Origin of the sequence: Undibacterium sp. SXout20W (assembly GCF_049340285.1) — a bacterium.
Taxonomy (GTDB): domain Bacteria; phylum Pseudomonadota; class Gammaproteobacteria; order Burkholderiales; family Burkholderiaceae_D; genus Undibacterium.
The window spans coordinates 29538-46905 of the sequence record NZ_JBMPPH010000005.1 but is presented as its reverse complement, the minus strand read 5'-3'; the positions used below and the strand labels follow the sequence as shown (position 1 = coordinate 46905).

The 17368-nt window shown below is 45.3% G+C and carries 17 protein-coding genes; 11 read left to right on the top strand and 6 right to left on the bottom strand.

Features of this window, described 5'->3' with window-relative positions; translation table 11 throughout:
* Positions 1 to 68: 68 nt before the first annotated feature.
* Positions 69 to 872, bottom strand: a complete 804-nt coding sequence (locus ACO0K1_RS04595) for an outer membrane protein assembly factor BamD (protein WP_423023159.1) — start codon at positions 870 to 872, stop codon at positions 69 to 71.
* Between the two features lie 43 nt (positions 873 to 915).
* Between ACO0K1_RS04595 and ACO0K1_RS04590 the strand changes: the two genes are divergently transcribed.
* Entirely contained in the window at positions 916 to 1956 is a 1041-nt protein-coding gene (locus tag ACO0K1_RS04590; RefSeq protein ID WP_423023157.1) for an RluA family pseudouridine synthase, read from the top strand.
* Positions 1953 to 2756: a peptidoglycan editing factor PgeF gene (pgeF, locus tag ACO0K1_RS04585; protein ID WP_423023155.1), complete on the top strand. Its 804-nt coding sequence runs from the start codon at positions 1953 to 1955 to the stop codon at positions 2754 to 2756. The genes ACO0K1_RS04590 and pgeF overlap by 4 nt, the downstream gene beginning before the upstream one ends.
* Before the next feature lie 4 nt (positions 2757 to 2760).
* Here the strand turns inward: pgeF and ACO0K1_RS04580 are convergent, their stop codons facing one another.
* On the bottom strand, positions 2761 to 2991 hold the full coding sequence (locus tag ACO0K1_RS04580; protein WP_423023153.1) for a hypothetical protein: 231 nt from the start codon (positions 2989 to 2991) through the stop codon (positions 2761 to 2763).
* A 110-nt stretch (positions 2992 to 3101) separates the two neighbouring features.
* On the opposite strand from ACO0K1_RS04580, the gene phaC reads away from it, so the two are divergent.
* The 4 genes from phaC (at position 3102) to rimO (ending at position 8016) form a co-directional block, all read left to right on the top strand.
* Complete coding sequence (gene phaC / locus ACO0K1_RS04575) at positions 3102 to 4823, top strand: class I poly(R)-hydroxyalkanoic acid synthase (RefSeq protein ID WP_423023151.1); 1722 nt, start codon at positions 3102 to 3104, stop codon at positions 4821 to 4823.
* A gap of 42 nt (positions 4824 to 4865) precedes the next feature.
* Positions 4866 to 5606 (top strand): 3-ketoacyl-ACP reductase, encoded by a 741-nt coding sequence (locus ACO0K1_RS04570; RefSeq protein ID WP_423023149.1) that lies wholly within the window; start codon positions 4866 to 4868, stop codon positions 5604 to 5606.
* A gap of 323 nt (positions 5607 to 5929) precedes the next feature.
* Positions 5930 to 6487: a polyhydroxyalkanoate synthesis repressor PhaR gene (gene phaR, locus ACO0K1_RS04565; RefSeq protein WP_423023147.1), complete on the top strand. Its 558-nt coding sequence runs from the start codon at positions 5930 to 5932 to the stop codon at positions 6485 to 6487.
* A gap of 146 nt (positions 6488 to 6633) precedes the next feature.
* Positions 6634 to 8016 (top strand): 30S ribosomal protein S12 methylthiotransferase RimO, encoded by a 1383-nt coding sequence (rimO, locus tag ACO0K1_RS04560; protein ID WP_423023145.1) that lies wholly within the window; start codon positions 6634 to 6636, stop codon positions 8014 to 8016.
* A 153-nt stretch (positions 8017 to 8169) separates the two neighbouring features.
* Here the strand turns inward: rimO and ACO0K1_RS04555 are convergent, their stop codons facing one another.
* The 4 genes from ACO0K1_RS04555 to ACO0K1_RS04540 all read right to left on the bottom strand — a co-directional run bounded on the left by ACO0K1_RS04555 (position 8170) and on the right by ACO0K1_RS04540 (position 12481).
* Positions 8170 to 10491: a RelA/SpoT family protein gene (locus ACO0K1_RS04555; protein WP_423023143.1), complete on the bottom strand. Its 2322-nt coding sequence runs from the start codon at positions 10489 to 10491 to the stop codon at positions 8170 to 8172.
* Positions 10492 to 10538: 47 nt separating this feature from the next.
* A complete protein-coding gene (gene rpoZ / locus ACO0K1_RS04550) occupies positions 10539 to 10742 on the bottom strand; it encodes a DNA-directed RNA polymerase subunit omega (protein WP_186910781.1) in 204 nt (67 codons plus the stop codon).
* Positions 10743 to 10772: 30 nt separating this feature from the next.
* A complete protein-coding gene (gene gmk / locus ACO0K1_RS04545) occupies positions 10773 to 11417 on the bottom strand; it encodes a guanylate kinase (protein ID WP_423023140.1) in 645 nt (214 codons plus the stop codon).
* Between the two features lie 164 nt (positions 11418 to 11581).
* Positions 11582 to 12481, bottom strand: coding sequence for a YicC/YloC family endoribonuclease (locus tag ACO0K1_RS04540; RefSeq protein WP_423023356.1), 900 nt, complete (start codon positions 12479 to 12481; stop codon positions 11582 to 11584).
* Positions 12482 to 12632: 151 nt separating this feature from the next.
* Here ACO0K1_RS04540 and ACO0K1_RS04535 point away from each other — a divergent pair, with 151 nt between their 5' ends.
* The 5 genes from ACO0K1_RS04535 to hemW all read left to right on the top strand — a co-directional run bounded on the left by ACO0K1_RS04535 (position 12633) and on the right by hemW (position 17350).
* Positions 12633 to 13646: a serine/threonine protein kinase gene (locus tag ACO0K1_RS04535; protein ID WP_423023138.1), complete on the top strand. Its 1014-nt coding sequence runs from the start codon at positions 12633 to 12635 to the stop codon at positions 13644 to 13646.
* Between the two features lie 156 nt (positions 13647 to 13802).
* Positions 13803 to 14744 carry a PP2C family protein-serine/threonine phosphatase gene (locus ACO0K1_RS04530; protein WP_423023136.1) on the top strand — a complete coding sequence of 314 codons (942 nt, stop codon included), beginning with the start codon at positions 13803 to 13805 and terminating at the stop codon, positions 14742 to 14744.
* 4 nt (positions 14745 to 14748) lie between these two features.
* Complete coding sequence (rph, locus tag ACO0K1_RS04525) at positions 14749 to 15486, top strand: ribonuclease PH (RefSeq protein ID WP_423023134.1); 738 nt, start codon at positions 14749 to 14751, stop codon at positions 15484 to 15486.
* A gap of 11 nt (positions 15487 to 15497) precedes the next feature.
* Entirely contained in the window at positions 15498 to 16082 is a 585-nt protein-coding gene (gene rdgB / locus ACO0K1_RS04520; RefSeq protein WP_423023132.1) for an RdgB/HAM1 family non-canonical purine NTP pyrophosphatase, read from the top strand.
* A complete protein-coding gene (gene hemW, locus ACO0K1_RS04515; protein WP_423023130.1) occupies positions 16079 to 17350 on the top strand; it encodes a radical SAM family heme chaperone HemW in 1272 nt (423 codons plus the stop codon). Before rdgB ends, hemW begins: the two co-directional genes overlap by 4 nt.
* The last annotated feature ends 18 nt before the right edge of the window (positions 17351 to 17368 follow it).

Here is a 17368-nt window from a genome sequence, read left to right as displayed (position 1 = left end):
ATCATTGATTCAATCATTAATTTAATTTGTTCTCACTCATGAAACTAAAATTTCTATTTTGATAAAAATTACCAAAATTTCCACCAAGAGGATTTATTTTTATCGATGCCAGTAATAAAGCTGCTTTGCGGGAAATTTTTTACAAACACCCGGTTTGCATCGTCGCGTAAATCATTCATGCCCATCGCATTGTATGCTTTCACCAAAATAAATAAGGCTTCTTCATTGGCCGGTGCATCAGGATATTCTTTAATTGACGACTGCGCACGATTTGCTGCTGCCAGATACGCACCGCGGCGCATATAATAGCGAGCAACATGCACGTCGTACTGAGCAAGCGCATTAACCAGGTATTTCATGCGAGAAATGGCGTCGGGCGTGTATTTGCTATCTGGAAACTGTGTGGCGAGCTGTTTAAACGCATCAAAGGAATCTCGAGAAGCCTTCGGATCCCGCTCAGTAATGTCTTGGCGGGCAATAAAATTAAGGATGCCAAGCTGATCATTAAAATTAATTAATCCACGCAAGTAGTACATGTAGTCTACGTTGGGGTGATTTGGGTGCAGTTTTATAAATCGCTCAACTGCTGCCAGAGCTTGTGCCTGATCACCTTGTTTATAGTAGGCATAAGCAGTATCCATTTGCGCTTGTTGTGCATAAGTACCAAATGGAAAGCGCGATTCTAATTTTTCATAGTAATGAATTGCTTTTTCATATCCGCCGTTAGATAACTCGTCTTTTGCTTCAGCGTATAATTTTGATGCTGACCAGGTCTTGGTCTCATCAGATTTGTCACCAAAAAATCCGCATCCGCTTAAAGTAAGCGACGCGGTTAAAGCCAAGACCAGCAATTTCAAAGATTTAATGTGCATAAATTTGTGCGTAAGCATGAAAACAATTTACGGATTATAGCCGATGACAAAAAATGTGAAACCAACTACAACAGTGATTTTGTCAGATTCTGACCTTGACACAGAGACAGAAGTAGTGAATGAAGTTTTTGAAGCAGATGAAGAATTTGTTTCTGATGTTGAAAATATCGAGTTAAAGTTGAATTCTTCTGTCTGTGGCGAACGCTTGGACAAGACAATCTCGAAACTTGTTCCCCAATATTCAAGAAGTCGTATCCAACAATGGATAGAAGACGGATTTGTGACCGTCGATGGTGTGCGTGGACGAGGCAAAATGACAGTCCTTGGCGACGAGACGATAGTGATTGTCCCGCAAGCCGCTCCAGACGAAGGTGCGTACGAGCCTGAGGATATTCCGCTGGACGTCGTTTATGAAGATGACTCCTTAATTGTGATCAATAAAGCGGCGGGTATGGTCGTGCATCCTGCTGCGGGCAACTGGTCGGGTACATTGCTGAATGCCTTGTTGTTTCGCTGGCCTGGATTATTAGGTGTCCCGAGGGCAGGGATCGTGCATCGACTTGATAAAGATACGTCTGGTTTGATGGTCGTTGCGAAAACACTCATTGCTCATACTGATTTGGTGCGCCAGCTACAGGATCGTAGCGTGAAACGTGAATATTACGCATTGGTCTGGGGTACGCCGAATGTTTCTGGAACAATTGATGCACCTATGGCGAGACATCCACGAGATCGAATCAAAATGGCGGTTTCGAGAAGCGTTTTGGCTAAACCAGCGGTTACACATTTTCAACGTGTTGCGACGGGGATGCTGGAAAAATTTCCAAACAGCCTGGTTGCATGTCAACTGGAAACCGGTCGTACTCACCAAATTCGTGTCCATATGCTCTCTCTGGGTTTCCCTTTGGTCGGTGATCCTTTATACGGAAAGCAACATCTGGCTCGCTTTTTTCCACGCCAAGCCTTGCAAGCACGCAAATTGGGCTTAATTCACCCTGAAACTGGTGAGCACGTCGAATGGGAAGTTCCGGTCGCTGAGGATTTTCAGGCCTTGATTAAAGCGGCAGGAATTTCATTGCCATGATCGGCGCTGGACAGGACTTCGCTTTCAAGGTGTTGACGCCCAATTGGACCGAGCTGCCGAAACATGTCCGTGCGTTCTCAACCTTGCGTTCTGGTGGCGTGAGCGCAGGGGTATATGGGAACGCACAGGGTCAAAAAGGACTCAATCTTGGCGACCACGTCTCTGATGATCTGGAATTAGTGCAAACCAACCGACGTCTGTTAAATGCAACTTTGCCATCTGATGTCATATTCTTATCACAAGTCCATGGCAATATTGTCACTGAAGCTGAAACGCTCCAAAGAGGTACGAATGCGGATGCGGTGGTTTCTGTTACCCCTGGATTGGTTTGTGCTGTCCTGACGGCAGACTGTTTGCCAGTTCTGTTTACGGATGAACTGGGGACAATAGTTGCAGCTGCACATGCTGGTTGGCGTGGCTTGGCGGGTGGCATATTAGAAAATACTGTGAAAGAAATGCGACAAAAAGGGGCCGGAGAAATCGTCGCTTGGATGGGGCCGGCAATCGGTGCGAATAAGTTTGAGGTAGGTCAAGATGTATATGACGTATTCACCCGACAAAGTGAAATAGCAGCAAAATTTTTTGTTAAAATAGCATCTGAAAATTCGGATTCTAAGGGGCAGAAATATCTTGCAGATATCTACCAATTAGCACGACTGGCATTGGACAGAGTTGGTGTTTCGCGTGTTTATGGGGGGGATTTTTGTACAGTCTCGGAAGCGGACAAATTCTATTCGTATCGTCGTGATGGTGTTACTGGACGAATGGCGAGTTTGATCTGGATCGATCCGGCTAAATAAGCTATTAATCCTTTGATTGTTGCTCCTCGGAATTGCTGCTATTTTGAGTTTGTTGCAGTGCAGCTGAATTTTCCGCACGTTCACGCTTGCGTTGTGGTGTACGCATCAGGTATAAAAGTATCGTCAAAGGAAAAAGGCAGTAGAAGACGAACGTCATAATTCCGGCTATGACCGATGGCTCAGTGATGGCCATTAATAAAACGACGTAAACCCAGGCAATAGCGACAATGTACATAGGAGACTTTGGTAGTGATAGTTAGCAGTCATTGAGTTCAATTTCAATCAACTGAAAACATAGAAACTAAAAATTAATCCGCAACGATACGCGAAAATCAGGAGGCACGCATGAAGACTTTCGATCCTCAAGCTATGTACTCCGAATGGATGTCACAGCTAGTGAATCAAACCCCTTGGCAGGAATGGATGAAGCCTGCCGCATCCGTGGCAGATTTGCCTGTCCTCGATATGCTTAAAGAGGCTGGTGCAAAGATAAGCCCACCAGTACTTGCGAAGATGCAAGCCGACTATATGCGAGAATTTGGCCAGCTTTGGCAAAATTTCGCAGTGTCAAAATTACCCGAATTAAATGACCGGCGCTTTTCTTCAACAGATTGGCATAACCATGCAATGCATGCGTATAGTGCTGCGAGTTATTTGTTAAACGCACGATTTTTAATGGCATTGGCGGAGTCTGTTGAAGCCCCTGCGAAAATAAAACAAAAAATTGGTTTTGCAGTGCAGCAAATGATCGATGCCATGTCGCCAGCCAATTTTTTGGTGACCAATCCCGAGGCGCAATCGAAACTCATCGAAACTAAGGGTGAAAGTCTGGCTAAAGGCATTACCCAGATGCTTGCTGATATGCAAAAAGGGCGTATCAGTCAGACGGATGAGTCCGCTTTTGAAGTTGGCAAAAATGTGGCGACAACGGAAGGTGTTGTGGTTTTCGAAAATCGCCTATTTCAGTTAATTCAATACACACCGCTGACCAAAACAGTGCACCAAAGACCGTTGTTGATGGTGCCACCTTGCATCAACAAATTCTATATTCTTGATCTGCAGCCTGAAAATTCAGTTGTGCGTTTTGCCGTTGAGCAAGGACATACGGTGTTTCTGGTGTCATGGGCAAATCCAGACGCTAGTATGGGCGATGTGACTTGGGACGATTATGTCGAACAAGGTGCAATCAAAGCGCTTGAAGTTGCTTGTGCGATCAGTAAGCAAGACAAAGTAAATGCCTTTGGTTTCTGTGTTGGCGGCACCATTATCTCTACCGCACTTGCTGTATTAGCTGACCGTGGTGAAAACCCAGTGAGTAGTCTGACACTCCTGACGGCATTACTCGATTTTTCAAATACAGGCGTCTTGGATGTCTTTGTTGACGAGATGCAGGTCGCAATGCGCGAACAGACCATTGGTAGCGGTGGCTTGTTGCCAGGTCGAGATCTGGCGAGTACCTTCTCAAGCTTGCGTGCGAATGATTTGGTCTGGAATTACGTTCAATCCAATTATTTAAAAGGCGAAGCGCCACCGCCGTTTGACCTTCTGTATTGGAATGCCGATAGCACCAACTTACCTGGACCGATGTTTTGCTGGTATTTGAGAAACACGTATCTTGAAAATAAACTGAAGCAACCTGGTGTTTTGACGGTGGCGGGTAATAAGGTTGATTTAGGAAAAATCGATGCACCGGTATTTATCTACGGTTCGCGCGAAGACCATATCGTCCCATGGCAAGCTGCATTCGCATCGACGCAGATATTGAATCCCAAGCATAAAGATAAAAATACTTTTGTGATGGGCGCATCCGGCCATATCGCTGGCGTGGTTAATCCGCCGGCAAAGAAAAAAAGAAGTTATTGGATCAACCAAAACGGTGTTACTAACGATGCCGATAGTTGGTTGGCTGGTGCAACCGAAAATCCGGGCAGCTGGTGGCCTGTATGGTCAGAATTTTTGGCCAAGCATGGTGGGAAAATGGTGAAGGCGCCTGCAAGTGCTGGAAATAAAGAGTACACGGCATTAGAAGTTGCACCAGGAAGTTACGTAAAAGTAAGGGCAGATTAATTTTTGTTGTGTTGGAATTTATATTAAAACAGGAGAATCAGTATGGCAAAGCGTGTTGCGTATGTAACTGGCGGTATGGGTGGAATCGGGACTCCAATTTGCAGACGTTTGTGCAGAGATGGATACACAGTGGTGGCAGGTTGCGGTCCGAATTCTTCTCGTAAAGATAAATGGCTGGCAGACATGCGTGCGGAAGGTTTGGATATTCATGCTTCCGAAGGAAATGTATCTGACTGGGAATCAACCAAAGCCGCTTTTGATAAAGTAAAGGCTGAAATTGGCGAGATTGACGTTTTGGTGAATAACGCTGGCATTACTCGTGACGGTCAATTCCGTAAGATGAGTAAAGCCGATTGGGATGCGGTGATGGATACCAATTTGAACTCCTTGTTCAACGTGACAAAGCAAGTTATCGAAGGAATGGTTGATCGCGGCTGGGGTCGTATCATTAATATCTCTTCGGTTAACGGTCAGAAAGGTCAGTTTGGCCAGACAAACTATTCCACAGCAAAAGCTGGTATCCATGGTTTCTCTATGGCATTGGCACAAGAAGTGGCAACGAAAGGCGTTACGGTTAACACGGTTTCGCCAGGCTATGTTGGTACTGATATGGTCAAAGCTATTCGCCCGGACGTCTTGGAAAAAATTGTAAGCGGCATTCCTGTGAAGCGTCTTGCCGAGCCTGAAGAAATTGCCTCGATCGTTGCCTGGATTGCTTCCGACGAAGGTGGTTACGCAACTGGTTCAGATTTTTCTATTAACGGTGGTTTGCATATGGGTTAATGTTAACACGGCGATGAGCTGTTGTTGACTAGTTCTCCTGAAGCAAAATTTTGCAGCAATATATTGCTTTTAAGTAATTTTAAGCACATTGTTATAGTGATTTTTTGCCGCAATGCAGTAAAATGAGTCCATCGGAATGAAAAATATTTCGATGGACAATTAAATTGCGGTGAAAAAAAAAGAAACGCAATGCAAAAAGGGGACAACCAAATCCAGGCGTTTTAAAGTCATTTTAAGACCCGGTTTGCTTGAGTGAGTCCGTGTTTAATCATTGGGAACCCCATGAGAAAAACAGGATGTAGAAGTTATCAATTGAGAATTCAATGAATAGCGCAAAAAAATCCACGCAGCATTTGATCAAAAAATATCCTAATCGTCGTTTGTACGACACGCAGACAAGTAGCTACATTACGCTTGTCGATGTGAAACAATTTGTGCTCGACAATGATGATTTTGCCGTCATTGATGCAAAAAGTGGCGAAGATTTGACTCGCAGCATTTTGCTGCAAATTATCTTAGAAGAAGAGGCGGGTGGTTCGCCAATGTTCTCAAGTGTCGTCTTGTCGCAAATTATTCGCTATTACGGCCATGCAATGCAAGGAATGATGGGTAATTATCTTGAGAAAAACGTCCAGGCGTTTATCGATATTCAAAATAAACTCGCAGAAAATTCTAAAGGTATCTACGAAGGTAAGCCATTTAGTCCAGAAATGTGGACGCAGTTTATGAATGTCCAAGGCCCAATGATGCAAGGTATGATGGGTAATTACATTGAGCAAAGTAAAAATCTGTTTGTGCAAATGCAAGAACAAATGCAGAGCCAAGCGAAAAATATTTTCAATGTATTTCCATTTAATCCAGAAGACGTGAACAAAAAATAAATTAATTTCACCACTGTTTTAAGTGTTTTTTTTGCTTAAGCTCCTGATTTTTCAGGAAAATTAACTGAAGCAGCGGCAAGCATGCAGAGCAAAGGGTACAATAGCGGATTCGCTTTTGTACCCTTTTTGTTTTTTACGCACCCTCTATGTCTATTACTGAAATACGCCGTCAAGATACTGCCACTGCACCTAAGGTCGGATTCGTGAGTCTCGGCTGCCCTAAAGCTTTGGTTGATTCCGAACAAATTCTGACGCAATTACGAGCTGAAGGCTACGATACCGCCAAATCCTATGATGGCGCTGATCTGGTCATTGTTAATACATGCGGTTTTATCGATGCTGCAGTACAAGAGTCTTTAGATGCCATCGGTGAGGCGCTTGCCGAAAATGGCAAAGTCATCGTCACCGGCTGTCTTGGTGCGAAAAAAGATGCGGATGGTAAGGATATGATTCAATCCATTCACCCTAAAGTGCTTGAGGTGACTGGGCCGCATGCTGTTGGTGAAGTGATGGCAGCGGTTCACAAACACTTGCCGAAGCCTCATGAGCCGTTCATCGATCTGGTGCCTGCACAGGGCGTAAAGCTCACGCCAAAACATTATGCTTACCTAAAAATTTCCGAAGGCTGCAATCATCGCTGTAGCTTTTGCATTATTCCTTCAATGCGCGGCGATCTTGTTTCGCGCCCCATTGCGGATGTCATGCTGGAAGCAGAAAACTTATTTAAAGCTGGCGTAAAAGAGTTGCTGGTGATTTCTCAAGACACCAGTGCCTATGGCGTGGATGTGAAATTCCGTATGGGTTTTTGGAACGGTAAACCAGTTAAGACGCATATGACTCAATTGGTTGAGTCATTGGGAGAGCTGGCAAAGCAATATGATGCATGGGTACGTTTGCATTATGTTTATCCGTATCCACACGTCGATCAAATTATCCCTTTTATGAATAATGGCCACGTTTTGCCTTATCTGGACGTGCCTCTGCAACATGCGCACCCCGATGTGCTTAAGCGTATGAAGCGACCTGCCAGTGGTGAAAAAAATATTGAACGAATCAAAGCATGGCGCGAAATGTGCCCAGAAATTACGATTCGCTCTACATTTATCGCAGGTTTCCCTGGTGAGACCGAAGAAGAGTTTGAATACATGCTTGATTTCTTGAAAGAAGCACAAATCGACCGCCTTGGTTGCTTTGCGTATTCTCCGGTAGAAGGGGCAACGGCCAATGAAATCGAAGGGCAACTTCCAGATGAAGTGCGTGAAGATCGCCGTCGTCGTGTAATGGAATTGCAAGAAGGTATTTCTAAGCAGCGATTACAAGCTAAGATCGGCAAGACATTGCGCGTATTGATTGATAGCTTGGATAGAAGTGGTGGCGTAGGACGTAGTTCTGCTGATGCGCCTGAGATCGATGGTGTCGTGTATGTCAAGCCGCCATTTGAGCCACATCGCAAGTTGAAAGTTGGTGAATTCGTTGATGTTCGTATTACCGCCGCGGATGCTCATGATTTATGGGGTGAAGCGGTTTAAGGGTAAGGGATTCGCGGTTTGGTGAATAACGTGCTGCTTTTTGCTTTGTGCGGGTTACGGGTTGCGGATTGCGGGTCGCTCCCTCTCTGCAACTGAGAAAAAAAGGAGAGCTTAGCTCTCCTTTTTTATGCATTTAAGCAAGTCAAAGCTGTGTTATCCACGTTCTCGTGCAATACGATTTACGCCATTCAAGTGCTTGATGTTGCGCATAATCCTCGCAAGATGTGCCCGATCTTCTACCTGAATGGTGAAATGGATATGAGTCATGTCATTGGCATCGCCATCTTCCATATTAACATGGCTGATATTGGCTTCTGACTCGCCGATTTCGGCAGCAATCCGCGCTAATGCCCCGCGTTCATTGGTCACTGTGACCGCAATGCGGGTATCGAAACTACGGTTGACTTCATCACCCCAGGTAACATCGATCCAACGGTCGGGTTCTTTGATATGTAGTCGCTTGGCGTGCTCGCAGTCATCAGTATGAACGACCAAGCCCTGATCTCGTTTAAGTTGGCCAACAATGCCATCCCCTGGAATAGGGAGGCAGCAAGGGGCTAATTGTACTGAGAGACCTTCGCTGCCATAAATAATGACGGGATCCGGTTTGTATTGATGTTTATCGCCAAACTGTTGAAAAGGAATCGACGATGAGTCGTCCTCAACCAAATCAAGAATGTGCCGTGCAACCAGAGCCGCCATTCTCTTGCCAATTCCAATATCGGTGTAGATTTCATCCATCGTTTTTGCGGTGGATTCATTGAGCAGCTTATCGATGAGTGATGATGGTAATTCTGGATTGAGATTGACTGCAACCAAGGCTTGCGCCAATAGTTGCTTGCCTAACTCAGTTGATTCGTTCAAGTTAATAGTTCGCAGGTAGTGCCGGATTGCTGAACGTGCTTTGCCAGTGCGGACATACGTCAACCAATTTGGTGTTGGCCTTGAATTAGGTGACGTAACAATCTCAACGATATCACCATTTTTTAATTCAGAACGTAAAGGTACCGGCTCGTGGTTAATGCGCGTCGCAATCGCCTGGTCACCGATATCTGTGTGAATATTATAGGCAAAATCCAAAGCCGTAGCCCCTCGCGGAAGCGCGATGATTTTGGATTTAGGTGTAAAGACATAAACTGAATCAGGGAATAAATCCACTTTAACATGCTCAAGGAACTCCGCGGAGTCGCCTGTTTGCTTTTGTATGTCAAGCAATGACTGCAGCCACGCATGGGTACGTTGCTGTAAGTCAGTCAGGCTGCCTTCTTCATTTTTGTATAGCCAATGAGCGGCAACGCCAGATTCTGCGACATGATGCATGTCTTGCGTGCGAATCTGAAATTCAACGGGTGTTCCGTAAGGACCAATGAGTGTCGTGTGTAAGGACTGGTAGCCATTCGTTTTGGGAATGGCGATGTAATCTTTAAATTTGCCCGGCATCGGTTTGAAGAGGGCGTGCAGGGTGCCTAAAGCGTAGTAGCTTTCGCGAAAATTCTCGACAACGACACGGAATCCATAGACATCTAATACCTGCGAAAAGCTTAAGTGCTTGTCTTGCATTTTGCGATAAATGCCATACAGCGTTTTCTCGCGGCCATAGACTTCGGCTTGTAAGCCCGCTTCCTTCAGAGACTCTTTGACGGATTCTAGGATTTTATTAACGACTTCGCGACGATTGCCGCGCGCCGCCTTCACCGCTTTAGACAAGGTGCGATAACGCATTGGATACAAATGCGAAAAGGCGAGATCTTGTAATTCACGGTAAATGTTATTGAGACCAAGTCGATGTGCGATAGGGACATAAACATCCATCGTTTCGCGTGAAATCCGGCGCTTTTTCTCTGGAGCCATCACACCGAGCGTGCGCATATTATGCAAGCGATCGGCCAGCTTTACCAAAATAACCCTGACGTCGCGTGCCATGGCCAGCAACATCTTACGGAAATTTTCTGCCTGCGCTTCAATCTGACTTTGGAACTCGATCTTTTCTAATTTGGACAGGCCATCAACCAACGATGCAACCGGCGCACCAAAGCGTTCAATTAATTCTTCTTTTTTGACGTCCTGATCTTCCATCACGTCGTGCAAAAGCGCGGCCATAATTGCTTGCACGTCCAGCTTCCAATCGGCGCAAATTTCGGCGACTGCAATTGGATGCGAAATGTAGGGCTCGCCTGATTTTCGAACCTGACCTAAATGCATTTCGTCAGAGAAGCGATAGGCCTCTTTGACTAATTTGAGGTCGCTAGGAGACATGTACTCCGCGAGACGTTCGCTGAGCCCTGTAGTTGAGGCAACACCAATATTGGTTTGCTTGGTACGTGCGGTGGGGGTCTCGCCTGTAATCAGCGGGTGTTTTTTTTGAACTGGTTTTTGACTGACATTGCTGGCTTTGTCTGGCGCAGCAGCGATGGGGCTAGTCGATGATTCAGCCGGGGTCTTAATCAGAGATGAAATAGATTCTGTTGCGCTCATTCTGCTACTCCCGGCCGATTAATGTGATACTTCGGTCGCAATGCAAACTACACTGGAACTTTTTTCAGCATTTCAATACCGATTTTACCTTGGGCAATTTCACGCAAAGCAGTAACTGTTGGCTTGTCCTTGGACTCAACTTTTGGTGTGTGGCCTTGCAGCAATTGACGCGCGCGATAAGTTGCACACAAAGTCAATTGGAAACGGTTAGGGATCTGCTTCAATGCATCTTCAATGGTAATACGTGCCATGTTTTTTCCTTAGTACAATAATACGATGATTTAATTTGGGTTGGCATGAATGCCAAGTTGGGCGAACAATTCGCTATTGCGTGTTGCCTGCTGCGTAAATCGGCAGCGTGTCGCTTTGACGATGGCGTTGAGTTCTGATAGCGCATTTGCAAAGTCTTGGTTAATGATAACATACTCGAACTCTGGAGAGTGCGCCATTTCACCGCCCGCTGCTAAAATTCGACGTGTAATAATATGTGGTTCGTCTTGTCCGCGTTTTTTCAGGCGTTCTTCTAGTGCTGGAATCGAAGGGGGGAGAATAAAGATGCCGACCGCGCCCGGGAACTGTTTTCTCACTTGCTGAGCCCCTTGCCAGTCAATTTCAAGCAAAACGTCGGTGCCAGCCCGCATTTGTTGCTCAATTAATATTCTTGAGGTGCCGTAGTAATTTCCATGCACTTCAGCAGATTCTAAAAATTCACCTTGCGATTTTCGATGTAAAAAGTCCTCTGGTGTCGTGAAATGATATTCGCGACCATTTTCTTCGCCAGGACGAGGAGGGCGCGTTGTGTAAGAGATCGATAACTTTATTTTGGGCTCTTGCGCTAATAAGGCATTGACGAGGGTTGATTTGCCTGCACCCGATGGCGCAGCGACAATGAAAAGACTACCTGCTGTCGACGTAATGGGTATCATTAGCTGCCCTCTGAATGGTTTGGTCTGTTAATGTTAAGCTCAAAAATTGACTAATTTACTGATTTGCCAACTTGAAATTCAATGGATGTGATTAACACGCATGGATGTCAGGCAAATTGGCATTTTTGAAAAAATATCGCGGGAGTATAAGCAAATGCCGCGCCTTATTCAAGGTTTTGTACTTGTTCTCTCATTTGTTCGATGAGTAATTTAAGCTCCATTGACGCATCTGCTAACTCTTTGAGGGCAGCTTTTGAGCCCAGTGTATTGGCTTCGCGATTCAGTTCTTGCATCATAAAATCCAGGCGCTTGCCTACTTGTCCGCCTTTTTGAATGATGTGGCGAGTTTCTGTCAAGTGAGCTGATAAGCGAGCCAGTTCTTCGGCGACGTCGATTCTGATGCCGTAGACGGTGACTTCCTGACGAATGCGATCCATTGCTTCCTCGCGGGTCAGCGTTTGGCCGGCTGGATTATTGCTGGGCGCGCTTAAGCCAAGTGCTTCTTCCAGGCGATGTATTGCTTTTTGTTGAAATTGCTGGAGAACTTGCGGCAACAAAGGTTTGATTTTTTCTACAATGGCTTCCATTGCAGTGACGCAAGTGATGAGTACTTGTGCTAATGCGGCGCCCTCGCGTTCGCGGCTCGTTATAAAAGCTTCAAGGGTGTTATTGATCGTTGTTACGACGCTGTTTTGAAGACTGTCTGCATTGATTTCTGCTTCTTCAATGACGCCGGGCCAACGCAATAAGTCATTGGTGCTGAGTGGGCTTGCATTGGGAAACTGTTGGAGCAACTGCACCTGAAATCCAGCCAGCTGTTCCAGCAATGAGGAATTCAGCGCTTTGCTGCTGTTTTCACTCGTCTTTTTTCCAAAGCTAAAACGACACTCTACTTTTCCTCGAACGATGCGACGTGAGATGGCATCGCGAAACAGTGATTCAATTGCACGAAAATCGTCATTAATGCGAAATTGCAAATCAAGAAACCGCGAATTAACGCTTTTTATTTCTATTGTTATCGTTCCCGATTCTGTTTCGAGGGTGCTGGTCGCGTAGCCAGTCATGCTGTAAATACTCAAGGTAGATCCTTTTAATGTGCTACTAGTTGTTGTCTCAGGTGCAAAAAAGTTTAAAAAATTGATGCAGAGCAGGATATTCTTTACAAATACCACAATTATCAACACAATCACTTCTGTATAAAGGATTGGAAGATTAATGGCCGCACAAAATAATGCTCCTTTGCCAGACGGACTGGAGATTGCCGGATATCGCATTGTAAAGAAAATTGCGTCTGGTGGCTTTAGTATCGTCTATTTGGCGTCTGACGAAGATGGAAATGCTGTCGCAATTAAGGAATATTTACCCAGTTCTTTGGCGTTGCGGCAGCAGGGTGAGTTGGTGCCTGCAATTTCAAGTGAAAATTTGCCAATTTACAGAATTGGTTTGAAATGCTTTTTTGAAGAAGGGCGTGCATTGGCACGTATATCGCACCCCAATGTCGTGAGTGTTGTGAACTTCTTTCGGGCGAATGAGACCGTGTATATGGTCATGGCGTACGAATCTGGCCGATCTTTGCAAGAGCATATTTTGAGGCGGCGTGACAAAGGTGAAAAACCATTGGTCTCAGAACGCTTTGTTCGTCGCATGTTTAACCAGGTAATGAATGGTTTGCGCGAGGTGCATACTAATAAGTTGCTGCATCTTGATCTGAAGCCAGCCAATATTTACTTGCGCTTGGATGGGACACCGATTCTTCTCGATTTTGGTGCCGCACGTCAAACCTTAAAGACAGACATACCTAAATTGTATCCGATGTATACCCCTGGCTTCGCTGCACCTGAGTTATATCAAAAGAATGGAAATCTTGGCCCCTGGACCGATATATATAGCATCGGTGCGTCAATTTTTGCGTGTATGATTGGTGCTCCACCGCAACCTTCTGATCAGCGTAAAATTAACGACAAAATGGAGTCGCATTATAGAAAGCTTGAAGGATTGTATTCCCCTGAGCTTGTCGAAGTCGTCAGATGGTGTTTAAAGTTAGATCCACTAGAAAGGCCGCAAAGCGTTTTTGCTCTGCAGAAAGCGTTGGTCACCAAAGCACAAGTACAGCCCGAACTTAGTGTGTTGGAAAAAGCCAAATTGAAAATATCTAATTTCTTTGCGAAGAAAAATGTTGTTGGTGTTGGCGATGATACAACAATACAAGAGCATACTGACAGCCATTAGAGTAAGTTCGAAGGGTCGCGTTCAAGTGAAAAGTGGCATGAGTGTGATGAGGTAACGTTGGCTGGGATTTCAACTTTAGGTCATAATCCGGCTGATACCACCTTAATCACTAGAATTAGCTCGTTTATTTATTAATCTATTGAAGTTGAATTGTTCATGCGTTTTTCCGTTTATCAAGAAAGTCATATTGGCGGCCGGAAGGTCAATCAAGATCGCATGGGGTATAGCTTTACCCGCGATGCGATTTTGTTGCTGTTGGCTGACGGCATGGGCGGACATATCATGGGTGAGATGGCGGCTGCGATTGCGATGCAAACGATAGGTTCGTTATTTCAACAGCAAGCGCATCCTTTGGTTGGTCGGCCAGAGCGTTTTCTAGAAGACAGTTTTTTGGCCGCGCACCAAGAAATTCATCGATATCGTACGATTAATAATTTGCCTGAAACACCGCGAACAACGATTGTTGCTTGCTTAATTCAAAACGGTTACGCCTATTGGGCCCATTGTGGTGATTCTCGTCTTTATTGGATACGCCAGGGGCAAATTCTTTTACGCACCAAAGATCACTCGCGCTTGGAAACCCTCATTGCTCAGGGTAAAGTCGATCCCGCCGAAAGACATACCCATCCCGATAGAAATAAACTTTTTAACTGCCTTGGTGCACCAAATTCTCCTATCGTTGAACTTTCCCGGCGTGCTGCTTTGCAGCCTGGCGATATTCTTCTATTGTGTTCAGATGGTTTTTGGTCGATGTTGCCAGATCATATGTTAGCGCAACGATTACATGAACACACGATCGTGCGTGCGATACCTGAACTCATTCGTTCTGCTGTCAATATTGCAGGTAAAACCAGTGATAACACCACGGCGTTGGCAATGATGTGGGAGGGTGATGATCATCTCGAAGACGCTTCAGTTATATCAACGACGACCATCCCTATCGGTTCGATCACGACGACAATACAAGCGCCTCTGGACGCTGATATGATTGCAGAAGGTGGCGAGCAAGATATTTTTAACGATGCAGAAATAGAGAAAGCGATTGCAGAAATCCGTAATGCTATTCACAAATCGTCACGCATCACATCCAAAAATTAAATTTATGTCAAATACTTTACGCCCTAGCGGTCGCGCAGTGGATGCACTGCGGCCGGTGATTATTAGCCGCCATTTTACTAAACATGCTGAAGGCTCAGTATTGATAGAGTTTGGTGATACCCGTGTTATATGCACCGCCAGCATTGAAGATAAAGTCCCGGGATTTTTGAAAGGCAAGGGACAGGGCTGGCTCACGGCCGAATATGGCATGTTGCCCCGTTCTACGCAAACGCGGATGGATAGGGAAGCAGCAAAAGGGAAGCAATCTGGGCGTACTCAAGAAATCCAGCGTTTAATAGGACGTTCCCTGCGTGCTGCATTCGATCTTGAGGCGTTTGGCGAACGTACTTTGCATTTAGATTGCGATGTTATTCAAGCCGATGGTGGCACGCGCACGGCTGCTATTTCAGGTGCGATGGTGGCAGCTTATGATGCATTTACACAGTTAGTCAATAAAGGCGCCATTGCACGTGTTCCGGTAAAACATTTTGTGGCGGCGATTTCGGTCGGTGTCTATCAGGGCGCACCAGTCCTCGATCTGGATTATCCGGAAGATTCAGCCTGTGATACAGATATGAATGTCGTTATGACAGAGGATGGGAATTTTGTTGAAGTGCAAGGAACCGCAGAAGGTGTCGCATTTGATCGTCAAACCATGAACCGTTTGCTTGATTTGGCAGAGGATGGCATCAGCGATTTGATCGCATTGCAAAAACAAGTACTGGGTTTGTTGGACGTTTGAGTAAATTGACCATGACAAAAAAAATCGTTTTGGCATCGAATAACCAAGGCAAACTCAAAGAATTTCGACAAATATTGTCGCCGTTAAATATTAGTCTGCATACACAATCAGAGTTTCAAGTTCCGGAAGCAGAGGAGCCATTCCATAGTTTTGTAGAGAACGCACTTGCCAAAGCGCGCCACGCAGCAAAATTAACAGGCCTTCCTGCACTGGCCGATGATTCTGGAATCTGCGTAAATGCCTTGGGCGGCGCTCCGGGTGTTCTTTCTGCACGATTTGCGGGTGAACCTAAATCTGACCAGCGTAATAATGAAAAGCTCATTGCAGATCTTGCTAATAAAGACGATAAGTCTGCCTATTATTATTGTGTTTTAGTGCTGGTTCGTTCTGCGGATGATCCGCAGCCTGTGATCGCAGATGGCATGTGGAAAGGGGAGATTGTCGCTGAGCCCCGTGGTGAACATGGTTTTGGATATGACCCGCATTTTTGGATACCTGACCTGCAAAAAACGGTTGCAGAATTAGAGTCAAGCCAAAAAAATCAGCTGTCCCACCGGGGGCAAGCTTTGCGCGCTTTGTTTGAGAAGTTGCAATGATACCAATCAAGCCGATTTCAATCCATCGCAACGCTGCCACCGTAAATAAAACGGCGCCTGATTTGTCCCATATTCCGCTTGATGTGGCTAGCAAATTTTTGGCACCAGGAAAATTGAATCTGAGCGTGCTACCGCCCTTGGCTTTGTATATTCATTTTCCATGGTGCGTAAAAAAATGTCCGTATTGCGATTTTAATTCGCATGAAGTCAAAGGAAGTTTTGATGAAGAAGCCTATTTAACCGCTTTGCGCGCTGACTTGGAATCCTCATTGCCACTAATTTGGGGTAGAAAAATTTACTCTGTTTTTATTGGTGGAGGCACGCCGAGTCTCATGTCGGCAGCAGGTTTAGATCGGTTGTTGTCCGATATCAGAACGCTGCTCCCTATCGATGGCGCTGCTGAAATCACGATGGAAGCCAATCCCGGTACCTTCGAGATGGAGAAATTCAGATCGTATAAGCAAAGCGGGATCAATCGTCTATCGATCGGCATCCAGAGCTTTAATTCGCAACATTTGGCTGCTTTGGGGCGGATACACAATGGAGACGAAGCTCGCCGTGCAATCGATATTGCACGCACGCATTTTGATAATTTCAATCTTGATCTGATGTTTGCATTGCCAGCGCAAACATTGGAACAAGTGCGCGATGATGTGGAAACTGCGCTTTCATTTTCGCCTCCTCATCTGTCTTTATATCATTTGACCTTGGAGCCCAATACCTATTTTGCCAAATTTCCACCGACGATTCCTGATGATGATCTGAGCGCAGAAATGCAAGATTTGATTCATGAACGAATGGAAATGGCAGGCTACCGTAATTACGAAGTCTCTGCGTACGCACAACTTGGCCGCGAATCAAAACATAATCAAAATTACTGGAATTTTGGCGATTATCTTGGAATTGGTGCTGGCGCACATTCTAAGCTGTCGTTTCCACACAGGATCGTGCGGCAGGCTCGCTATAAGCAACCTAAGGCCTTCATTGAGGCTAGTATGTCTGGAAACGCCGTTCAGGAATCGGTGGAAATTTCAGCGCAGGATTTGCCATTTGAATTCATGTTGAACGCATTGCGTTTGAACCAAGGATTTCCAGTGAACTTGTTTCAAGAGCGTACCGGCTTATTGATTAACTCAATAGAAAAAGAGTTGGCCGAGGCTGAGTGGAAAGGCTTATTAACACGTGATCATCAGATCATAACTCCAACGACGATGGGCAAGCTATTTTTGAATGACTTACAACAATTATTTTTAAAAGATTCTGAATAAAAGAAAAAATGTTAAATT